This window comes from Fibrobacter sp. (assembly GCA_012523595.1).
In the GTDB taxonomy this organism is placed as follows: domain Bacteria; phylum Fibrobacterota; class Chitinivibrionia; order Chitinivibrionales; family Chitinispirillaceae; genus JAAYIG01.
This window is the reverse complement of the sequence record JAAYIG010000198.1, coordinates 1-18619: the sequence shown is the minus strand read 5'-3', so window position 1 is coordinate 18619 and position 18619 is coordinate 1. Positions and strand designations below refer to the sequence as shown.

Sequence of the window (18619 nt, the reverse complement as noted above, 5' to 3'; positions counted from 1 at the left end):
ATAAATGGTATGAAGATACTAAGCCGTAGGTTTCTGAATGAGCTGAAGTATAATCCCGGAGATGCACTGGAGTACCTGAAAAGGTGCAGAAAACGCCATGCTTATGCTGTACTCAATTTCCTGACATTCTGGAGGGTGGTTTTTTCTGAGTATGTGTTGAACCACTGTTTTACCAGGGGATCAGCTATGGCATTCGCGCTCCTCTTTACACTTATTCCATTGGTTGCCTCGGCCGCCTTTATGCTTGCCAGCGTTGTAGAGGTTAGTTCTGATCAGGTTCAGCGATTCTTTTCCTTCCTTCTTCCCTTTGCCCCTGAGACTGTGCTGGATTATCTGGGGACTTTTTTCACTAATGCTCGAAAGTTGCGGGGGTTAGGTGTTGCTACCCTGATAGTAGTGACAGTAGGGCTTTTTGGTACTGTGGAAGAGTCTCTGAACACAATTTGGAAAGTCGCCCGCTCCCGTTCCTTTTTTATCCGTCTGCGTACCTATACCATGGCTATGGTGTACTGCCCGGTACTTATTTTTGCCTCATTCCAGCTTCGCAGAACTTTGCGTTTAGAACTGGTTCAGTCTGGTTTTTTTCCACTGGATATTGCTCCATTTCTGCTGATGGTTCTGGCATTTACGTCAATATTCTGGTTCGTTCCAAACACAAGAGTGTGCTTTAAGTCTGCAATAATTGGAGGATTGATTGCCGGTATCCTTTTTGAACTCGAAAGGAAGCTTTTTGGCGGCTATGTGCGATTGTCAATACAGACACAAACTATTTATGGAGCTTTTGGAATTCTGCCTCTTTTTCTGATCTCTCTTTTCTTTGTTGCTTTGATAACCTTGTTCGGGGCACAGATCGCTTTTGTTCATCAGAACTATCGTCCTTTGCTCAGAGCAAAAAGACGCTGGGACAGGAGGGTTGGAGATTACAAGACTTACATTACATTCAGGATATTTTTCGATTGCGTAGCCGCTTTCATAAAGAAGAAAAAGCCTCCGGAACTTAGCTATTTTACATCTGCTTATGAGTTGACCGATGCTCAGGCGCTTGGAATGCTCAAATGGCTGATTCATGAGGGTTTTCTTCATAGTGTAGGGAACAGGGGTGTTGCCTTTGTTCCGGCAAAGGATTTTTCCCGGATACCTGTAAAAGAGGTCCTTGATGCCATAGAGGATCAGGGGAGGCGAATCCCGACTGTCCCCGATGATTTCACAAGAGACTATGTGGCGTCATTGATGAAAAAGCAGAGGGGAAACAACATGTTTGATCCGGAAGAGATTACATTTGAAATGATGGTGTCTGATGTCGAAGAGGGTGAATTCAGGACAGCCCGTGTGGAAGCTGTTGTTTGATTTTCAGCTTAACGTGCAAACACTACTGTCTGTTTCCTGCTCGGGGTCGGTATCGGCATCGGAATCGGTATCAACTTGATTGCAATTAAGAAGAAACCTGCTACTCTGGTAAAAAACCAATGCTCGTTTTAACTTCGCTCAGTGAACACCTGAAATATTCGCTGGCTACTTATTAGATTTCTGACACTCCTCAAGAGCATCATTGCACTGGTTACGGTAGGTTTGGAGAACAGTTTTGAACTCTTCCTGCTCCTCTTTGCTCATCCTTGAATACCGGGATTCAAATTCCCTGGCTTCCTTGCAAACATCTTTCATGTAATTACACTGATAATTATCGGGTAGTTTCGAAGTGTCTACAAAGGTGGACCCGCCGCAGGAGATCAGTAACAAAGAAAAGAGAAGTAAGTATTTCATAATTTACCTCAGTCGCGAAAAGCCTGGAGTGTCTTAATACTGGTCGAACTTTTCAGTCTCTCAAGTGCTTTGGATTTTATCTGACGGACCCTTTCACGGGTAATATTGAATCTTCTTCCTATTTCATCCAGAGTAAAAGCAGCTTCATTATCTATGCCAAAATATAATTTCAAAATCTCCTTTTCACGTTCAGTCAGTGTATCAAGCAGCTTGCCTATCTCTTCATGAAGCGAGATGGCGTGCATTCCCTCGTCAGTTCCGTGCCCTTCGTTCTGCTGAATCATATCAAGCAGCGTGGAACCATCAGTGTCCTTAAGCGGCGCATCAAGTGAAACATGGCTGTTTGAAATGTTGATTGTTTCCTGCACTGCATTCTCTGAAAGTTTCAGCTCTTGAGCTATTTCACTTATATCGGGAGCACGACTGTAGCGCTGTTCCAGTTCGATCTGTGTCTTGCTGATTTTATGAATCGCTCCTGCGCGATTGAGTGGAAGTCTCATTATTCTGGACTGCTCCGCAAGGGACTGCAGAATAGCCTGACGTATCCACCAGACCGCATAGGAAATGAACCGGAAATTCTTCTTTTCATCGAAGCGGTGAGCGGCTCTGACCAGGCCTACGTTTCCCTCATTAATCAGGTCGCACAGGGATAATCCCTGGTTCTGATAGTTACGTGCTACGCTGACCACAAAACGGAGATTTGCTTTAACCAGAGTCTCAAGAGCATTCTGGTCGCCTTTATGAATACGGGCAGCAAGGAGGGCTTCCTTTTCGGAACTCAGTGGTTGAAGCTTTCCTATTTCTTTAAGATAAAGGGCAAGGCTTCCCTCTTCCACAACCGGCATTATTGGCTTATTCACTTTGTTTCTTTCGAAAATGACCTTATAAAATAGGTATCATAGCCCTGTTTTCCAACATAAATCGTAAATACCAGATGACCGAATTTCAGTAATAAGAAATGGAGCCGGAATAATAGACTTATTCTGCCATAAAAACCTCTCATTCTCAAGAAAAAACTGATTTTTCAGAGACAATTTTTTCCTTTTCAGGACGGAATAATTAACTATGAGTCAGAGGGGCTCAGGGCTAAGATCTATAATAGTGGTAATCGTCATCTCTGTAATGACTCCAAACCATATCTACTCAGAGGATCCCATTCTGGATCTCCAAATAATGAGCTTCAATATCCGTTATGGTACTGCCAGAGATGGCAGGAACAGTTGGAAAAACAGACGCGAACTGGTCTGTGACATTTTTCGCTCTCACAAACCGGATATTGCAGGAACACAGGAAGCACTCAGGTTTCAGCTTGATGAGATCAGGGCTGATCTGGGTCACTTCGGAGAGGTCGGAGTAGGGCGGGAAGATGGTAAAGAGTCTGGTGAGTATGCTGCAATTCTATACAATTCCAGGAAGTTTAAGATTTGTGATTCCGGAACATTCTGGTTTTCTGAAAAACCACACAAACCAGGAAGCAAAACCTGGGGCAGCAATCATCCCCGAATCTGCACCTGGGCTTTGTTCAAGGAAAAGAAGACCGGGTTGCGGTTTTATGTATACAATGTTCATCTGGATCACAAATCTCAGAAATCCCGTCAAAAAAGCATAGAAATGCTTCTGGAGCGAATAATGAATCGTAAATACAAATTTCCTGTTCTGGTGACGGGTGATTTTAATGTGAATGAAAAAAATCCGCTGATCCGTTATTTAAAAGGTCAGATCCCGGGTGATGAGGGTCAGGTGTGTCTTTTTCCAATGAGAGACACTTTCCGACATCTTTACCCGAAAGCTTCCGGTGGCACATTTAACCTTTTTCTGGGATATCAGTATGGTCCCAAAATTGATTTCATTTTTGCCGATACAATCACACAAGTAACTTCTGCCCAGATAATCCGTTCCTCGTATAAAGGGCGATACCCATCGGATCATTTTCCTGTAACAGCCAGTGTGAAGATCAGGAATTGATGCTGTTTTTATACTTCACCTGGGGAGTGAACTTTTACCTCAGAGATGAATTTGTGATTTAATAGCTTAAGTCACAGATTCACCTTCGAGGTAATTCGGTGATTTAATGAATTAAGTCGATGATTAATTCCCGGGTGAAGGCCGGAAAATTATAGGATTTACATGCAGCAGGGTGGATTAGATAAATAACAGTAATATTTTTCTGGGACTTTTTGCAGGAAACAAAGGTTCGTTTTTATCGTTACTTTAACTTCAGAGGTCAAACAGCGATTTAGCCTGAAAAATGAGGATCTTGGGAGCTCATACTTTCACCCCAGAGGAGAATTTAGGACATTACTACTCTCACCCAGGGCTTTTTCCGTTTCTTGATATCATCATTAATAACAGAAACATGATTAACAAATGATCCGCAGGTGAGTACTGAAAAAATGACTGTCGAAAAAATCCTTATCACACTTTGATGAGTGGGTAAAATAAATAATGGTAATATTTTTCTGGGATGTTTTGCAGGAAACAGTGTCGTTGCTTCACCTCAGAGGTGAAACTGTGATTTAGCCTGAAAAATGAGGGCCTCGGGAGCTCGTACTTTCACCCCGGAGGAGAATTTTGGACGTTGCTACTCTTGCCCCAGAGCGTTTCCCGTTTCCTGTATTATCATTTATGCAGAAAACATGATTAACAAATTTACCCTCCAGGGTGATCACCGAAAAAGTGACCATCGGAAAAATCCTTATCTCACCTCAAAGGTGACGCATAAACCCTAAGTCCTTAAATCACCCCAGAGGTAACTCAGTGACTCAAGACTAAACCATAACCCCTCCTCTTGATTTATCTTTTCTACCATGCTGATCTCCGTCATTATTCCTGTCCATAACAGAAAAGATCTCCTCCCCAGAGCGATCAACTCAGTTCTCAATCAAACTTTCAAAGACTTTGAACTGATAGTTGTTGATGATGGTTCTACCGATGGGGTGGAAAAACTGGACCTGCTCAGTTCTGGAAAGATCAAGTTCCTGCGTTTGCCTATTAATTCCGGAGTAGCCATTGCCCGGAACTGCGGAGTGGATATTTCTGAGGGTGAATGGGTCGCTTTCCTGGACTCGGATGATGTCTGGATGCCCAGGAAGCTCGAAAAACAGGTAAAATGGATAGAGATGAATCCGGGGATAAGGATTTTGCAGTCGAAGGAAATCTGGATCAGAAATGGAAAAAGGGTGAACCCGCCTGCTACTCATGAAAAATCCGGGGGTGACCTGTTCAGGGAGAGTCTTGAGAGGTGCATGATTACTCCATCCTCGGTTATGATGGAGAGGGCGCTTTTCGAGGAGGTCGGCAGGTTTGATGGGTCTCTTCCGGCCTGTGAGGATTATGATTTGTGGCTGCGGATTACCTGCAGGTATCCTGTAGGCCTGGTAAATGAGTATCTTCTATACAGGTATGGAGGGCACCCGGACCAGCTTTCCTCAAGTATTATGGCTCTGGATAGGTTCAGAGTGCGGAGTCTTTTGCGGCTGCTTTCTCTGGATTGCCTCAACAGCGAGCAGCGGGGACTGGTCCGAACTACACTTGTTAAAAAAGCTGCTATAGTGGCAAATGGTTATCGTAAGAGAGGAAATGTGCAATTATATGAGCGATTCCAGGCTGTCGTGGATAAATACAAAAGGTAATTTCCTGCCTTCAGAAGTGAATTTTTCTTTCGGTGTTCTGGAAAGATCTCAGATCTCTTTTCCGGAGGATCTGTTTGATCATCGATGCTCACGTCTTGAAACCGGGGTTGAACAATTGACTCCGTTGATTGTGTTCGAGAACGGTGAGGGATTTACTATCATCGATGGGTGCAAGCGTTTTCTGACCATGGCAGAGCAGGGCAGGGACAAGTTTGCCTGCTGCATTGCTGCCCCTATAAAAGATCCTGTTTCTGCAGGTCTGCTCAGGATAGCGATGAACTGTGGACAGGCACTTCAGTTCAGGGAAAAACTGCTCTTCTCCATGTGGCTGAAGAAAAATCTGGATGATAAAGAGTATTTAGCAGTGATGGATTCACTTGGGTTGGACAGCCGGGTGCGTTACTGCCTGGAAACGATCTCCTGTGCATCGTCACGTTTGATCGATCTGGTTGATAGAGGACAAGTTGATCTCTCTTCTGCCGCTGAGATAGCCTCTTTGGAGAATTCCGACCAGGAAGTAATACTTGATCTCTTTTCTTTATTGTCCTTTTCCCGGCAGGCTCAGCGTGAGATTCTCCAGTGGCTCCCGGAACTTTCTTTCCGGTTGAGGAAAACGATAAGTGAAATATTGCTGATGGATGAGTTACGTCAGATTCTGGATAGTCATTTGAACGAGCCTCAGAAAATTCAGAAAATCAGAAATGTTATTTTTAATCTGCGTTTTCCCAAGTTTGCCGCAGCAACAAAGGTTTGGGATAGTGTTGCGGCAGGGATTAATCCTGACCCTGCCAGGGTTAGTTTTCAGCCGTCAGAGGCTTTTGAAAAGAATCGTCTGGAGATTAAGCTTACTCTAACTGATGCAAGAGAGGCTTGTTCGATTTTTAAAAAGCTCTGTTCTGTTCCTGAAGAATCATGGGAGCGGCTTATCAATCCGGCTTTATTGTGGAGTGTTGGACCTGAATCGGGTACAGGATGAGGCTGAGAGTTGAATCTGGTACGGTCAGAAATCATTTTATTGGTTCTGCGCCAATGCAGGAAGATTTCCTGAAAGCAGGAGTGCTTTAAATTGAAAAAGATCTTCGAATATCTTTCTGAGCATGGTACTGTGCTGATGATGGCTGGGTTTGGTCTGGCTGTGGTGGGGGTATTTGTATACTGGAGGACCAGGTTTTATGGGAATTATATTCCCCAGGTTGCCTTCGGTGTAACGATTGCGGGGTTTGTGATATATGTGACAGGCAGGATATTTGTCGCAATCCGCAGAACCCCCCCCAGGAAGAATTCTATAACTGAATAAAGGATTATTGTGAAAGTTCAGGATCTTCTTCAGAAAAACGCCATACTTATTGATTTGAAAGATACTGATAAAAGTATGGTGCTCTCATCGATGGCTCACTTTCTGGCCTCTCTCAATAACCTTCCTGATGGAGATCTCATTGCTCAGAAAATTCTCGAAAGAGAATCGGATATGTCAACCGGGATCGGCTACGGAATCGCCATCCCTCATTCTCGCTTGACAAATATAGATCGTCTCTACATGGTTGCGGCACGTTCAAAGGAAGGGATAGAATTCGACGCTATCGATGAACAGCCGGTTCATCTGATCTTCCTGATGATCTCTCCTACAAGCACCTCAACAGAACATACTCAGATACTTTCCTCTCTCTCCAGAATAATGTCATACGAGGATGTCCGGGAGAAACTTCTGGAAGCGGAAGAACCGGGACAGTTTATCGATGTGATAATCAAGAGTGAGAATAAATACGTAGAGTGATAAATTAAGCCGCACTTGCCTCAGTTATTCCGGATTATAATCTGGTTCTAATAGTGAAGGTATGGACTGAATCAGATTTCTCCATGGCTCACGGCATTCATAAGGTACTGAGAATTCAATGTTCCCGATTTTCCACTTAAATCAGTGGTAGTGGATATTTTTTTGAATTCTTTTATGGTAACCATCTTAACCATGTACTCATCCATTGCATTGCCCGCATTTACACCTTCTATAATATCAATATTTCCCAGGTCAATTGTCTCGTCTCCGGCTTTGAAATGAATAGCATATTTTTTTGATTCATGATCATAAAAGCGACAAAACGGAAAATCAACACGAACTCATTCCTGATATTTCTGTATACCTTCAGTGTTTTGGCATTGAAGCTGGCCCATGTATTAAGTCGTACCATCGGCGTCCTTTGAGCGCCCTCTTGAATTAATTCTTTTTCTTCTTTTAATACTATCATTTCAAGAGTTCTGTTATTGGGAATATTGCACTCGTAACTGTATTCTCCATGTAAGAGATTGGTTTGACAGTAACACATGAAAAAAAAGTCAGGACAAGTGATAAGAGATATTGGATTTTGATGGATTTCATTTTTAATGAATTGTTAGGAATTGGCGGAGTGGTATTTGTAAAGGAAAATATAGCTTAAAAATTGGAAAAACACAAAGGTTGTGTTTCACTTTTCACTTTCCTGGTAATCACATCATACGGGCACGTACCCTGGTGGAAGTAAAGTCAGCTAACTACAGTATTCTATTTCAGTAGTTCACAAGCAAATGCTACGTGTGATGCAATCCCGGTTTTTATCGCGGTCTCATCGGGAGCAAATCCTGAGGAGTGAATACTGCAGCCATTGAACTTTCTGCCGACGGGTTTAACACCAAGGTGAATGTAGAGACCTGGAGTTTTCTGTTGATAGTATGAGAAATCTTCTGCATACATCGTGGGGTTTTCCCTTTGAACCAGGGCTGAGCTGCCGAAAAGAGAGGAGAAGGAATTCCTGAAACGGGTTGTTATTTCCGGGTCGTTAAAGCTTGGTGGATAAGATTCCTGGAAACTGACTTCTGCTGTAGTTCTGTACGATGATGCTATCTGGCGGCACATCTCTTTAATGCGCTTCACAAAGTAATGAAGACACTCTTTTGAATGGCTCCTGAGAGTTCCCTGGAACAGTGCCTGATCAGGGATTATGTTTCTGAGGGTTCCGGCATGAATAGTTCCGATGCTCAGTATCGCTGGGGTAAAAGTGCTTGTTTCACGGCTGACAAGTGTCTGGAGTGCGGTTACCATCGATGCTGCACAGACAATCGGATCGACAGATTTCTCCGGGGTTGCCCCATGTGCACCCTTTCCTTTGACTTTTACATCAAAGTTAACTATCCCGGCGTAATCTGCACCCTCTTTCAATCCTATCTCACCGCTGAAATGATCAGTGCTCACGTGCAATCCGAATACTGCGTTTGTGTTGCCGGGAAAAGCACCTGACTTAATCAGACCGATAGCTCCACCTGGCTCAACCTCCTCAGAGGGCTGGAAAATAAGTAAAACCGTACCGTTAAAACTGTCTTTTATCCTGTTAAGAACGCTGGCGGCACCGAGCAGTGTTGCTGTGTGCATGTCATGACCGCAGGCATGCATCACGCCAGCTTTGCATGATGAGAATTTAAGACCGGTTTCTTCGGTTATTGGGAGAGCGTCCATGTCTGCTCTGAGTGCTACTGTTTTCCCCCGGCCATTGCGGATCACAGATGTCACTGCTGTTTTATTGAGGTGATAGTCGGGTTTGAGCCCGATTTCACGGAGGTATTTATAAACAAGTTTGGCAGTTTCATACTCCTGTCCGGACAGTTCAGGATTCTGATGTATGATTCTGCGGAGACGGACTGCTTCTGGATAGATCTGTTCTATAAGGTCGTTGATCTTGACAGATAAAGGATCGGGAGAAATTTTCATGTGCGAAGCAGCCTTTCACGTTTTTTAAAGAAGCGGACAAGCGGCTCTACGTATTCTGTTTCCGTAGATACTTTGATTTCATCGATACCGGTTGTTCTGAAAAGTGAACTGATTTCCTCTGTCTTTTTCTGCATCTCTCTGTTGTAAAACTCACGGAATTTTCTGCTTCCCGAATCTACCAGTATGGTATTTCCGCTCTCTGCATCCTCAAGTTCGATCAGGCCGACATCGGGAAAGATATTTTCTCTGGGATCGGTAATCTTTACCGCGATAAGATCGTGTTTCCTTGCCGCGATTCTTACAGCAGCATCGAAAGGCGGTGAGAAGAAATCGGATACCAGGAATACAACAGCACGTTTTGTCTGAACCCTGTTGAGAAACTTTACTGCCTCACTGATATTGGTTCCCCTTTGAGATGGCTTGAAATACAAAAGCTGTCTGATCACATGGAGAACGTGGTTTTTACCTTTCTTGGGGGGGATGAAAAGCTCTACACCGGAAGTGAAAATAATCAGCCCCACCCTGTCATTGTTTTTGATAGCGGAGAAGGCAAGGAGAGCACAGAGTTCGACCGCTGTTTCTCCTTTGAACTTGTTTACAGTTCCAAAGCTTCCCGATGCTGATGCATCTACCATCAGCATCACTGTAAGCTCCCGCTCCTCAACATGTTTTTTAACGTAGGGCTCACCCATCCGGGCTGTGACATTCCAGTCAATATTCCTGATATCATCACCCTCTGTATAGCACCTTACCTCCGAGAATTCCATTCCTTTGCCCTTAAAGGCACTGTGGTATTCTCCCGAAAGAATGGAATCAACGACTCTCTTGGTTTTGATCTCGATTCGACGGATCTTCTGTAAAACTTCTTTGGGTATCATAGTTTTCTCGTATCGAGGTCTTTAAGCATCGCACTAAGATCCTCAAGACGGCGTTTGCCTGCTTTGATTTTGATCAGCAGTGAAAACAACAGGGTAATATTGACGAGTGTAAATAATGCTATTGCTGTATTCCACTTTGAAAATCGAAGAGCCATAGCCTTGTTTTTTGCTCTTTTTTCTTCTTTGTTAAGGAGGTCTTTATGCAGTTTCCTGATGGTCGAAACAGTTTCTCTGTTGGGAGTTCCGGTAATCTCAAGATTGTTTGCTTTCTGGAACTTTTTACAGGAGACAGTAAAATCATTGTCTGTGTATCCTAAAGAAGCCAGCAGAGTCGTAATTTCCGCTCTCATTACCCTGCGCTGTTCGCGGGCGATTTCCCGGAGCTCTTCACCATTGGAAAATGATGTTCCGAATGGGAACTGCTCAATAAGACGGGTGTAGATCTGTGCAGCTTTCTCATAATCATCATTACTTTGATAGTAAAGCGCCGTCTCAAGCAGTGCATCATCAGCAACATCGCTTTCTGAGTATTTTTCGACTATCTGCTCCATGATTGAAAGCATCTGTCTGGAATCTCCAAGCTGCCGCAGTGTCTTCCCTTTCCAGAGCAGGTAATGAGGTTTTCGGGCAACAGAGTCTGCGTAAGAGAAATTCTTCAGTGCGTTTTTGTAATCGCGATTCTTGAAGTATTCCAGCCCGGAGCGGAAATAAAGCTCAGGCGGATCTTTTTTGCGGTTCAAATGGAGATCATTCGAGTCTCTCTTCTGTTTTGGAACAGCCTTTTGTTCAGAAGAGGGGCTCTGTTTCTCTGTAGTGATCCTCTTCGGTTCATCTTCAAAGACAATACCTCTTTCCGGATCATAAATAAGCTGCCTTTGCGCATAAAGATCCGCGCTCAAGGATGCAATAAGAGAGATGAAGAGTAGTCGTCTTACAAAAAACATGATCTCAGCCTACGGCACTTCCACGCTGTCAAAAATCTTCTGAAGGATATCCTCTGAGGTGATATTCTCTGCTTCAGCTTCATAGGTTGTGATTACTCTGTGACGCATAATATCCATGCCGACAGATTTTACATCTTCGGGTGTCACATAACCGCGTCCGCGAATAAAAGCATGAGCACGGGCGGCCCGTGTGAGAAAAAGGGTAGCACGCGGCGATGCTCCGTAAGAGATCAGTCCTTTGAGATCATTGAGTCCCGCGTTCTGTGGTTCGCGGGTAGCAAAAACTATGTTGATGATGTAATCTTCGACTTTGGGATCCATGTAGATCTCATTTACCGCTTCCCGTGCCGATAGAATCTTGTCAACTGTAATTACCTTTGAAACTGACGGGACCTCTCCCTTTGCCATCCGGCCAAGAATCTGTTTCTCCTCCTCGCGGGTCGGGTAAACGATCTTGAGCTTCAGCATAAATCTGTCAACCTGGGCCTCAGGAAGAGGGTAAGTCCCTTCCTGCTCGATCGGGTTCTGGGTTGCCAGCACAAGGAAAGGCTCCTCAAGCGGATAAGTCTTGTCTCCGATTGTCACCTGCCGCTCCTGCATCGCTTCGAGCAGCGCACTCTGCACTTTGGCCGGAGCACGGTTTATCTCATCAGCCAGTATGATATTTGAAAACAGAGGGCCTTTTTTGGGGACAAACTCTCCTGTCTTCTGATTGTAAATCATAGTACCCACCAGGTCCGCCGGAAGAAGATCGGGGGTGAACTGGATTCTCTGGAAATTGGTGTCGATAATTTTGGCTAAAGTGGAGATCGCAAGAGTTTTTGCCAGCCCCGGCACACCTTCCAGAAGAATATGTCCTCTTGTAAGCAGGCCTATCAATAGTCTGTCAACCATCTTTGACTGACCGACAATTACTTTCCCGATTTCACTTTTAAGAAGTGAGATAAAAGTACTCTCTTCTTTGATTCTTTCATTTATCTGAGCTATGTCTGCTGCCACTGCTCCTCCCCGTTACAAAAGAAAAGTAGTGTATCTTTGAATGTTATATGATATTATTTTTATAATCGGATCAGGCACACTCCCTGTTTGGGAGAATAAAAAATATACCATTTTACCTGTGATTTTTCAAAACTGGATTGTAACATTGTTGATCAGAATTATTGAATTCATACTCATTTTTATGATCGTCATAAGTATCGCCCTGCTGATCTTTAACCCCGGAAACAAAAAGGTTAAGTCTGGATATCCGGAAGATCAGAAACGATTTGATCCTGCAGACTATGATATTAGCGATGGGGAGTACGAGGAAATCCGGTAATTTCATGAAAGGGGAACATTGTGGAACTCTCTGTTACTCAAATCGGAAAGTTCAAAGTAATAAAACCCTCCGGCAGAATCGACTGGGAGAGTGCCAGGCTGCTCGATAAAGAGGTGCAGCAGATAATTTCCGAGGGAGTGTGCCATATTGTATTTAACCTCGATGAGGTTACGTTTATCTGCAGCGGAGGAATAGGTGCACTGGTTTACAACCTGAACAAGGTACGCAAAATGGGTGGTGCCATCTACATCATCTCCTCCAGTGAATATATCAACTACATATTCGAAACCCTCAAATTTGACATAGTATTTGAGGGCTTCCTTTACAACTCCTATGACAGCTTCGCTCGTGAGGTTCTGGAAAGAGAGGCTGTAGGATGATAGAGTAGAGAACCTGAATTTACTCTTTAACCGGGATCACTCTGGTTGACAGAGATGATACTTGTCCGTAAGGCTCATGTGACCTCTTCATCCTCAGTCATTGCTTCCATCTGTTCCAGAAAATGTTCCCGCTCATTGTAATCCAGGCTTTCAAGAAACATGTGATGCTTATTTGCGGTATGATCAAACATTTTCCGTCCCACCTCTTCATACCTGTCCCCAAAGGCGACATAATTACATGTGCGCTCTCCAAGATCTCTGCAACGTAATGCTTTCATAATAAATCCCTCCCTATCTATTATTTCGATTACCTCCCGATGAAATGTATTTGCAAATGGCAAAAATTCACCGTGGTTTTTAAGCTTGTACAGCCGTAATATGTATGAGGAGTGTCAGGCCATTAGATAAAGGCAGGAAATCAGAATTTGTCTGGAATGGGGGATAATATGGAACTTAGCGGCAGTCAGAGAAAAAGAACTGCTTTCATCTCTCTGGAACTGCTGGAAAGCCCGCAGTTTGAGGCCAGACCGGTAGAAAAGGGCAGGAAAAGTGTTCCGGAAGCAGAACTGATGCATGTGGTTCCACCGGAAAAAGAAAGAGAAAAAAGTCCTGATGAAAAATCAAAAAGCAGGTGATCCGGATGATGGACTGGGGTCTAAATTGGTTCAGAGTATGAAAGGGGTCGTGTACTGCGGCCCCTAAAGGTCAATCAAATTTGATGCCGGTCTTGGATGGTAATTATCGTTAAACTCACAAATTTATCTCTGGAGTGAATTAATGAAGCGATTTAATTGCCAAATCTCAACCAAGTTGCCTTTTTTCAGAAACAAAGCAAAAAGGCCCTAAGTAAATGTAAATTCCCCATCCGGAAATTACATCGCTTTGAGCCTTTCAGCTTCAAGATCTGTCATCTGTTAACATGAAATATTTATCGTAGAGCCGCTCGATAGTCATCGTCTCCAGATCAATTATAAGGCTGATTATTTCATCTTTTTCTATGACGGTATCCCTGTCGGGGCGGTCGTCGAGCGTAACAAATGGTTCCACTCTTTGATGCATCATAATTTACCCCCTGGTGCAGGATTTTCCAGTCTCTTTCTCTCAACCCTTTATTAAATATTTCGGCCTTTAATAAGAGAAACTTTAAATCTGACACTATAGCATCTATTAATTACTTCGAAACGATTCCTCAATTATTGCCTCCCCCGGTATTTGCACATAAAAACAATAGTATCTATTTTAATTATACACTGGGTTTTTTATCTCAAAACAGACATTTAGTTTACCTTATCCTTTTCAGGAGAGATGCAGGTTATGAGCAGGTTTTTTCCCCTCTTTTTAATAATGATGGCTCAACTCTTTGCACAGGATCAACTCTCACTCCTTTTGGGTGATATCCAGAGTGGTCCCACTGTCTATTACTCCCCTGAAGCCTACTCGTATTTTACCCGCAAGGGACAGGTTATTCCGCCTCAGACTTCCAAAGAAAATGCGACACGATGCTACCTGGCTGCCATCAAACTTGGAAACATGGGAAGTGGCGCCATGATAGCCGTTCCGGCTCTGATTCAGAATTTTCCCAGGGCCATACACGTTTCAGAAATCATGAATGCACAATATTCCGGTGAGGGGAATTTTGAGGACTGGGTGCAGACCTATGTCATGAGTGAAAAAAATAAGTTTCTCCTTTCATCTCCATTTCTCGATTACAACTCGATCTCCATCTGTGAACAGTACATCGAGACTGTACATGAAGTACAATTCCCTTACTCAACTCCTTCTCCGAGCCGTGTGCCTGCCGGTACGGTAGTGAACATCCATGTTACTTTTACATTCCAGGTAGCATCCTGTGCTCTGGAGAGAATCACCGGAATTTCGCTTGGAAATGATCAGAGCGCCTGGAGTAACTGGTGGGAGCAGGGTGGAAAAGCCGCTCTGCCGTCTTCTACAGAGGAGGTTAAAGCAGTCGTAACATCACCAGCCCTCTCATCAGGGCAGTCCTTTTCCGAAATTGTCGTGAAGGGGAAATACAGGATGAGCCTTACGACCGGTGATGAACTGGTTGGGATAGTGGAATCAAAGGATGACACATCGCTTATTTTCGAAACCGTAGATGGAAAACCATATGCATTCCGCCACTCACTTATCCAGAGGTTTGAGCTTCTTGAACTACCTAAAAGTAAAAAAGTGAAACAGGCAAATGAGCCCATTACAAAGCCACAGGAGATTTCCTATGAGGCTTTGCAAAAGAGGGCATCGATAGGTGCGTTGATTGAGGTACAGATAAAGAACGGATCTGTTTTCAAGGGAAAACTGCAATCGATTACTGCCGATATGATTCAGATCGACATTGATGGTTCAAGGATCCCGGTTACCAGAGATGCAATCACCCGTATTACCCTGCTTCCGGAGCAGGCAAAGGCAACGGAGCAGAAGAAAAAAATGGAGCCGCCCTTTGATACTATTCTGGTTAAGAATGCAAAAACCGATGATTGGGGTAATCCCAGTCCTAATATTGTACACTATGGGAAAATCAGGAAAGAGGATGCATTGTCGGTCACAATTGAACTTGTGGATGGCAAGCAGGAGAAGGTTGCACGATCAGAAATATTGAGAATCACCAGACACTCTTCAACAGGTTTTGATGAACCGATAAAGAGATATGCTAAACCTCTATTTTGTCCAGATGATATGTTTCTGGTGGACATGCCTCCGGGAAAGCAGGGCAGGCCTTATTTCAAGGTGTGTGTTGACAGGTATGAATATCCGAATGTCAAGGGTACTAAACCGACGGGAAATATCTCCTATAAGCAGGCAAAAAATTACTGTGAGCAGAAAGGCAAACGACTTTGTACTGCTCAGGAATGGCAATGGGCCTGCAGTGGTATCGAAGGTTATACCTATCCCTATGGATGGAATGTCGAGGAGCAGAAGTGTAATTCCGACACCAGAACTGTCGAGCCGTCCGGATCACGTCATAACTGCGTTAGTAAATTCGGCGGTTATGACATGACAGGAAATATCTTCGAATGGGTAACCGGTGACAATGCGCAGCCGATGCTTATGGGCGGGCCTTACTCCAAATGCCAGACCGTCTCTCCTGGTGTTGGCGGATCGGCAAAGCCCCAGACTGGTCTGAGGTGTTGTAAAAGCAACTGATCATTCATCCATAACATCGGCCATCACACTTGCCAGTTCATCTGCTACTCTGCTGAGAATTAAGTCAGAGTAGTAGTAGCCATCGGATATTCTGGCCTTGAGATTTTTCAGATAGGATTCCTGTTCGGCCTCTTCCATCCATAGGAATTGGCCTTTACGGATGTTGAGTGAATCGCTTTGTTTGTTCATTTTGCACCCATCCCTGGATTGTGTATACTTCCCTGCAAATCAAACCACATTTTAAATATCGACATGAGGAAAAAAAATCTTTAGAACATTGTGCCTGCCGGCTCAATTGATATGGGATTCTTCTATTTATTCCTATAGAGTACAATTTCACCCCACGTTATTCTGTGAAAGCAGGAATCCAGTTCAGGCAAATGACAGTGAGAGACAATTATCAGATTATGGGGAGCACTCGGCAGCGTTCAGTGAGCACTAAAAACTTCCTTTGAAGGTGGCGAATCATTATGCATTAAAGAGGCTGCAGGGGTAGCGGTGTGCCTGCTGCAGGGATGATGCAAAATTGAATTGATTCGCAGCAGGATGGATAAAGCAGGAAACGGTGTAACTTTTCTGGGTTGTTTTGCAGGAAACGATATCCGTTTTGTTTCTGGGTCATTATTTCATCTCAGAGGTGAAATATTGAATTAACTGATAGAAAGGAGGCCTCGATTAGTTCATAAATTCACACCGGAGATGAATTAAGGACATTACAGCTCTCATCCCAGGATACTTTCAGTTTCCTGATATATTCATTAAAAACTAAAAAAACTGATTAATAATGGATCAGACTGTGACTAAAGCTGTTTCCTGAATCTGAATCGTTTGCCATTTGTGGTGAAGCTTTATTTATGCTGGGCTTCTGCTTTCGAGGTGGTTCATGATCTACTCATGCTATAGTGGAAGGATTATTGATACAGCCTCCGGCGCGATACTGATGAAAAAACAATCATTTTTTCCGAATGCGAGAGAAATCCATGTGGAGTATCATCACATGGATTCCTCCGGAATATTATAAAAGCATACCCAAAGATATAACATTGTGAAAATTAACAAAGTGGATTTTTATATCGTCACCCTGTTTTTTATAGATATCGGTTAAAGTTCTTGAAATACTGCTTTTTAATCCGATTTTGTATTTGTCTTTTATTACATAACCTAGTCCTATACCTCCAACAAAGCTCAATTATCGGAAAAATCAGATTTTTCATTTATATAAAACTCACCACAGAGACCAGATCTGCCTTCCAAAAGAAAATTGCTTAGTTTGAAAGAGAGAATTGGAGATATTTCCAATGAACCATAATTGAATTCTTCTTCAAATGTGACTACACCATCAGGTACAGGATCAAAAGTCTCAATAGTTTGTTGAATTTGTATAGAAGTAGCTTTCTTGGAAAACTGCAGTCCGGAGTGTAATCCCAGAATACCGATCAAATCCTTTTTGAAGGTTATTTCGATCGGGCTGGGAATGTTATACTTCTGATATTTTGCTCTATTATCGTCAAATGATTTGTAAGCTGAAGTATTAATGCCGAAGCCAATTCCAATCTCATCTGCAGAGATATTCATTGTAAAGCAAGTCATCGCTATAGCAATAATACCGGATATACTCCGTTTTTTCATGGTATTTTCCTTCTTTGCTGGAACTGTTTTGTAAAGTATAAGGGTGTTTTTCGGGTAAAGATCTGATTGTAAATTAGTTCATTCCATACTATATGTCAAAGAATAGATCAGACATCTGCAGCAAAATAATACATGACCTTTTTTTAGAAACCCGACCTTATCGAATAAGAATCGTGCCATATTTACTGTCTTGCTTAAAAATAATAAGACTGTTCACCATGCTGTTATATCCGGGCAAACGTTTACCGCTGATATCAAATAGTGAAGAATGGCTGTTGTTAATTCCGTCCTGATTTAACACGGCATGTCTATTATGAAATGCAATGATTTTATTAGTGCTTACAGGTGTCATAAACCTGCCGTTTCCAAGTGAATCTACTGACCACGAAATCTCCATTGAATCCAATATGTCATCATAAGTCGGAGGTTGGGGATAACTGTTCATAAACATGCGGGAAATCCGCAGCTTCATTTTATTCTTTACTGTAGAAACATAGATTATGATATTATGATTATCGATTGGGGTTTCCTCAGTATGTGCTGGAAAATTAATCGTAGAATGCGTTACAAGAAAATATCTGCCTTTTCTTACAGTGCCTTCCCCGGTACTTTCATCAGTATCGATGATATTGTCAAGCGGAACCAGTGAATCAGGGAAAATGGTGGCATTAATCCATGATGTATCAGTGCTTATATACATACTGTCTTGATAGTCGTTTGGATTCATTGAAAAAACAGATCCATAATCTGCAGATTGAACATATTTGTATCCGGCATTCTCAAAGCCATCAAAAGCAATACCGATCATTCTTTCTTTTGATTCGGCAGTTCCAGTCATTTTATAAGGGAAATCTACTCTTAACCCATTAGAGAAATTTTTTGTATTAAATTGATACCTTCTGACAATTATTCCCCCGCTGGAATATGGAACATCCACATTTACTGGTTCTGAAAAGCAGGAGGAAAAAGTAAGGAGAAAAAGAAATTTGCTGATGGGGTTTATCATTTCTACCTCTAATAAAGATCATAACAGGAATTTACACTGTTGTAATGTTTTAATAAACAGGTACGAAAATGTCGGCGGGCACTTTAAAACAGGCCACATATGGGCACTTCAAAACCAGCCACTTTATGAAAATAATCTGGGTTTACTCCTCCTTTCTTGATTTATTATTTAAACGG

Annotated in this window: 20 protein-coding genes; 9 read left to right on the top strand and 11 right to left on the bottom strand. The window is 42.9% G+C overall.

What is annotated here, in order from left to right; translation table 11 throughout:
- Positions 1–9 precede the first annotated feature (9 nt).
- Positions 10–1347, top strand: a complete 1338-nt coding sequence (locus GX089_13525) for a YihY/virulence factor BrkB family protein (protein NLP03511.1) — start codon at positions 10–12, stop codon at positions 1345–1347.
- A 165-nt stretch (positions 1348–1512) separates the two neighbouring features.
- On the opposite strand, the gene GX089_13520 is transcribed toward GX089_13525, so the two are convergent.
- Both GX089_13520 and GX089_13515 read right to left on the bottom strand, forming a co-directional pair.
- A complete protein-coding gene (locus GX089_13520; GenBank protein NLP03510.1) occupies positions 1513–1761 on the bottom strand; it encodes a hypothetical protein in 249 nt (82 codons plus the stop codon).
- Positions 1762–1769: 8 nt separating this feature from the next.
- A complete protein-coding gene (locus GX089_13515) occupies positions 1770–2606 on the bottom strand; it encodes an RNA polymerase sigma factor RpoD/SigA (GenBank protein NLP03509.1) in 837 nt (278 codons plus the stop codon).
- Positions 2607–2826: 220 nt separating this feature from the next.
- Between GX089_13515 and GX089_13510 the strand changes: the two genes are divergently transcribed.
- From GX089_13510 to GX089_13490, 5 genes are all read left to right on the top strand, one after another.
- Positions 2827–3726 (top strand): endonuclease/exonuclease/phosphatase family protein, encoded by a 900-nt coding sequence (locus tag GX089_13510; protein NLP03508.1) that lies wholly within the window; start codon positions 2827–2829, stop codon positions 3724–3726.
- A gap of 842 nt (positions 3727–4568) precedes the next feature.
- Complete coding sequence (locus GX089_13505; GenBank protein NLP03507.1) at positions 4569–5393, top strand: glycosyltransferase family 2 protein; 825 nt, start codon at positions 4569–4571, stop codon at positions 5391–5393.
- Positions 5353–6369 (top strand): hypothetical protein, encoded by a 1017-nt coding sequence (locus GX089_13500; protein NLP03506.1) that lies wholly within the window; start codon positions 5353–5355, stop codon positions 6367–6369. The genes GX089_13505 and GX089_13500 overlap by 41 nt, the downstream gene beginning before the upstream one ends.
- 90 nt (positions 6370–6459) lie before the next feature.
- Positions 6460–6690 (top strand): hypothetical protein, encoded by a 231-nt coding sequence (locus tag GX089_13495; GenBank protein ID NLP03505.1) that lies wholly within the window; start codon positions 6460–6462, stop codon positions 6688–6690.
- Positions 6691–6699: 9 nt separating this feature from the next.
- Entirely contained in the window at positions 6700–7167 is a 468-nt protein-coding gene (locus GX089_13490; protein NLP03504.1) for a PTS sugar transporter subunit IIA, read from the top strand.
- Between the two features lie 762 nt (positions 7168–7929).
- Here GX089_13490 and GX089_13485 read toward each other — a convergent pair.
- The 4 genes from GX089_13485 to GX089_13470 are packed head-to-tail and all read right to left on the bottom strand — an operon-like array spanning position 7930 to position 11950.
- Positions 7930–9129: an amidohydrolase gene (locus tag GX089_13485; GenBank protein ID NLP03503.1), complete on the bottom strand. Its 1200-nt coding sequence runs from the start codon at positions 9127–9129 to the stop codon at positions 7930–7932.
- A complete protein-coding gene (locus GX089_13480) occupies positions 9126–10007 on the bottom strand; it encodes a DUF58 domain-containing protein (protein NLP03502.1) in 882 nt (293 codons plus the stop codon). Before GX089_13480 ends, GX089_13485 begins: the two co-directional genes overlap by 4 nt.
- Positions 10004–10951, bottom strand: coding sequence for a tetratricopeptide repeat protein (locus tag GX089_13475; GenBank protein NLP03501.1), 948 nt, complete (start codon positions 10949–10951; stop codon positions 10004–10006). The genes GX089_13480 and GX089_13475 overlap by 4 nt, the downstream gene beginning before the upstream one ends.
- Positions 10952–10960: 9 nt before the next feature.
- On the bottom strand, positions 10961–11950 hold the full coding sequence (locus GX089_13470; protein NLP03500.1) for an AAA domain-containing protein: 990 nt from the start codon (positions 11948–11950) through the stop codon (positions 10961–10963).
- A 339-nt stretch (positions 11951–12289) separates the two neighbouring features.
- Between GX089_13470 and GX089_13465 the strand changes: the two genes are divergently transcribed.
- Positions 12290–12649 carry an STAS domain-containing protein gene (locus GX089_13465; GenBank protein ID NLP03499.1) on the top strand — a complete coding sequence of 120 codons (360 nt, stop codon included), beginning with the start codon at positions 12290–12292 and terminating at the stop codon, positions 12647–12649.
- A 74-nt stretch (positions 12650–12723) separates the two neighbouring features.
- On the opposite strand, the gene GX089_13460 is transcribed toward GX089_13465, so the two are convergent.
- Positions 12724–12927: a DUF1059 domain-containing protein gene (locus GX089_13460; protein ID NLP03498.1), complete on the bottom strand. Its 204-nt coding sequence runs from the start codon at positions 12925–12927 to the stop codon at positions 12724–12726.
- Positions 12928–13074: 147 nt separating this feature from the next.
- Here GX089_13460 and GX089_13455 point away from each other — a divergent pair, with 147 nt between their 5' ends.
- Positions 13075–13284 (top strand): hypothetical protein, encoded by a 210-nt coding sequence (locus tag GX089_13455; protein NLP03497.1) that lies wholly within the window; start codon positions 13075–13077, stop codon positions 13282–13284.
- Between the two features lie 262 nt (positions 13285–13546).
- Here GX089_13455 and GX089_13450 read toward each other — a convergent pair whose 3' ends face one another.
- Positions 13547–13711 carry a hypothetical protein gene (locus tag GX089_13450; GenBank protein ID NLP03496.1) on the bottom strand — a complete coding sequence of 55 codons (165 nt, stop codon included), beginning with the start codon at positions 13709–13711 and terminating at the stop codon, positions 13547–13549.
- A gap of 252 nt (positions 13712–13963) precedes the next feature.
- On the opposite strand from GX089_13450, the gene GX089_13445 reads away from it, so the two are divergent.
- Positions 13964–15808 (top strand): SUMF1/EgtB/PvdO family nonheme iron enzyme, encoded by a 1845-nt coding sequence (locus GX089_13445; protein NLP03495.1) that lies wholly within the window; start codon positions 13964–13966, stop codon positions 15806–15808.
- Here GX089_13445 and GX089_13440 read toward each other — a convergent pair whose 3' ends face one another.
- From GX089_13440 to GX089_13430, 3 genes are all read right to left on the bottom strand, one after another.
- On the bottom strand, positions 15809–15997 hold the full coding sequence (locus tag GX089_13440; protein ID NLP03494.1) for a hypothetical protein: 189 nt from the start codon (positions 15995–15997) through the stop codon (positions 15809–15811).
- 996 nt (positions 15998–16993) lie between these two features.
- Entirely contained in the window at positions 16994–17437 is a 444-nt protein-coding gene (locus GX089_13435) for a hypothetical protein (protein ID NLP03493.1), read from the bottom strand.
- Positions 17438–17594: 157 nt separating this feature from the next.
- Positions 17595–18443 (bottom strand): hypothetical protein, encoded by an 849-nt coding sequence (locus tag GX089_13430; GenBank protein ID NLP03492.1) that lies wholly within the window; start codon positions 18441–18443, stop codon positions 17595–17597.
- Between the last annotated feature and the right edge of the window lie 176 nt (positions 18444–18619).

Bases quoted from the DNA above. Each gene is read 5' to 3' on its own strand.
- GX089_13525 (NLP03511.1), top strand. From the start codon at position 10: ATGAAGATACTAAGCCGTAGGTTTCTGAATGAGCTGAAGTATAATCCC.
- GX089_13520 (NLP03510.1), bottom strand. From the start codon at position 1,761: ATGAAATACTTACTTCTCTTTTCTTTGTTACTGATCTCCTGCGGCGGG.
- GX089_13515 (NLP03509.1), bottom strand. From the start codon at position 2,606: ATGCCGGTTGTGGAAGAGGGAAGCCTTGCCCTTTATCTTAAAGAAATA.
- GX089_13510 (NLP03508.1), top strand. From the start codon at position 2,827: ATGAGTCAGAGGGGCTCAGGGCTAAGATCTATAATAGTGGTAATCGTC.
- GX089_13505 (NLP03507.1), top strand. From the start codon at position 4,569: ATGCTGATCTCCGTCATTATTCCTGTCCATAACAGAAAAGATCTCCTC.
- GX089_13500 (NLP03506.1), top strand. From the start codon at position 5,353: ATGAGCGATTCCAGGCTGTCGTGGATAAATACAAAAGGTAATTTCCTG.
- GX089_13485 (NLP03503.1), bottom strand. From the start codon at position 9,129: ATGAAAATTTCTCCCGATCCTTTATCTGTCAAGATCAACGACCTTATA.
- GX089_13480 (NLP03502.1), bottom strand. From the start codon at position 10,007: ATGATACCCAAAGAAGTTTTACAGAAGATCCGTCGAATCGAGATCAAA.
- GX089_13475 (NLP03501.1), bottom strand. From the start codon at position 10,951: ATGTTTTTTGTAAGACGACTACTCTTCATCTCTCTTATTGCATCCTTG.
- GX089_13460 (NLP03498.1), bottom strand. From the start codon at position 12,927: ATGAAAGCATTACGTTGCAGAGATCTTGGAGAGCGCACATGTAATTAT.
- GX089_13450 (NLP03496.1), bottom strand. From the start codon at position 13,711: ATGATGCATCAAAGAGTGGAACCATTTGTTACGCTCGACGACCGCCCC.
- GX089_13445 (NLP03495.1), top strand. From the start codon at position 13,964: ATGAGCAGGTTTTTTCCCCTCTTTTTAATAATGATGGCTCAACTCTTT.
- GX089_13440 (NLP03494.1), bottom strand. From the start codon at position 15,997: ATGAACAAACAAAGCGATTCACTCAACATCCGTAAAGGCCAATTCCTA.
- GX089_13435 (NLP03493.1), bottom strand. From the start codon at position 17,437: ATGAAAAAACGGAGTATATCCGGTATTATTGCTATAGCGATGACTTGC.
- GX089_13430 (NLP03492.1), bottom strand. From the start codon at position 18,443: ATGATAAACCCCATCAGCAAATTTCTTTTTCTCCTTACTTTTTCCTCC.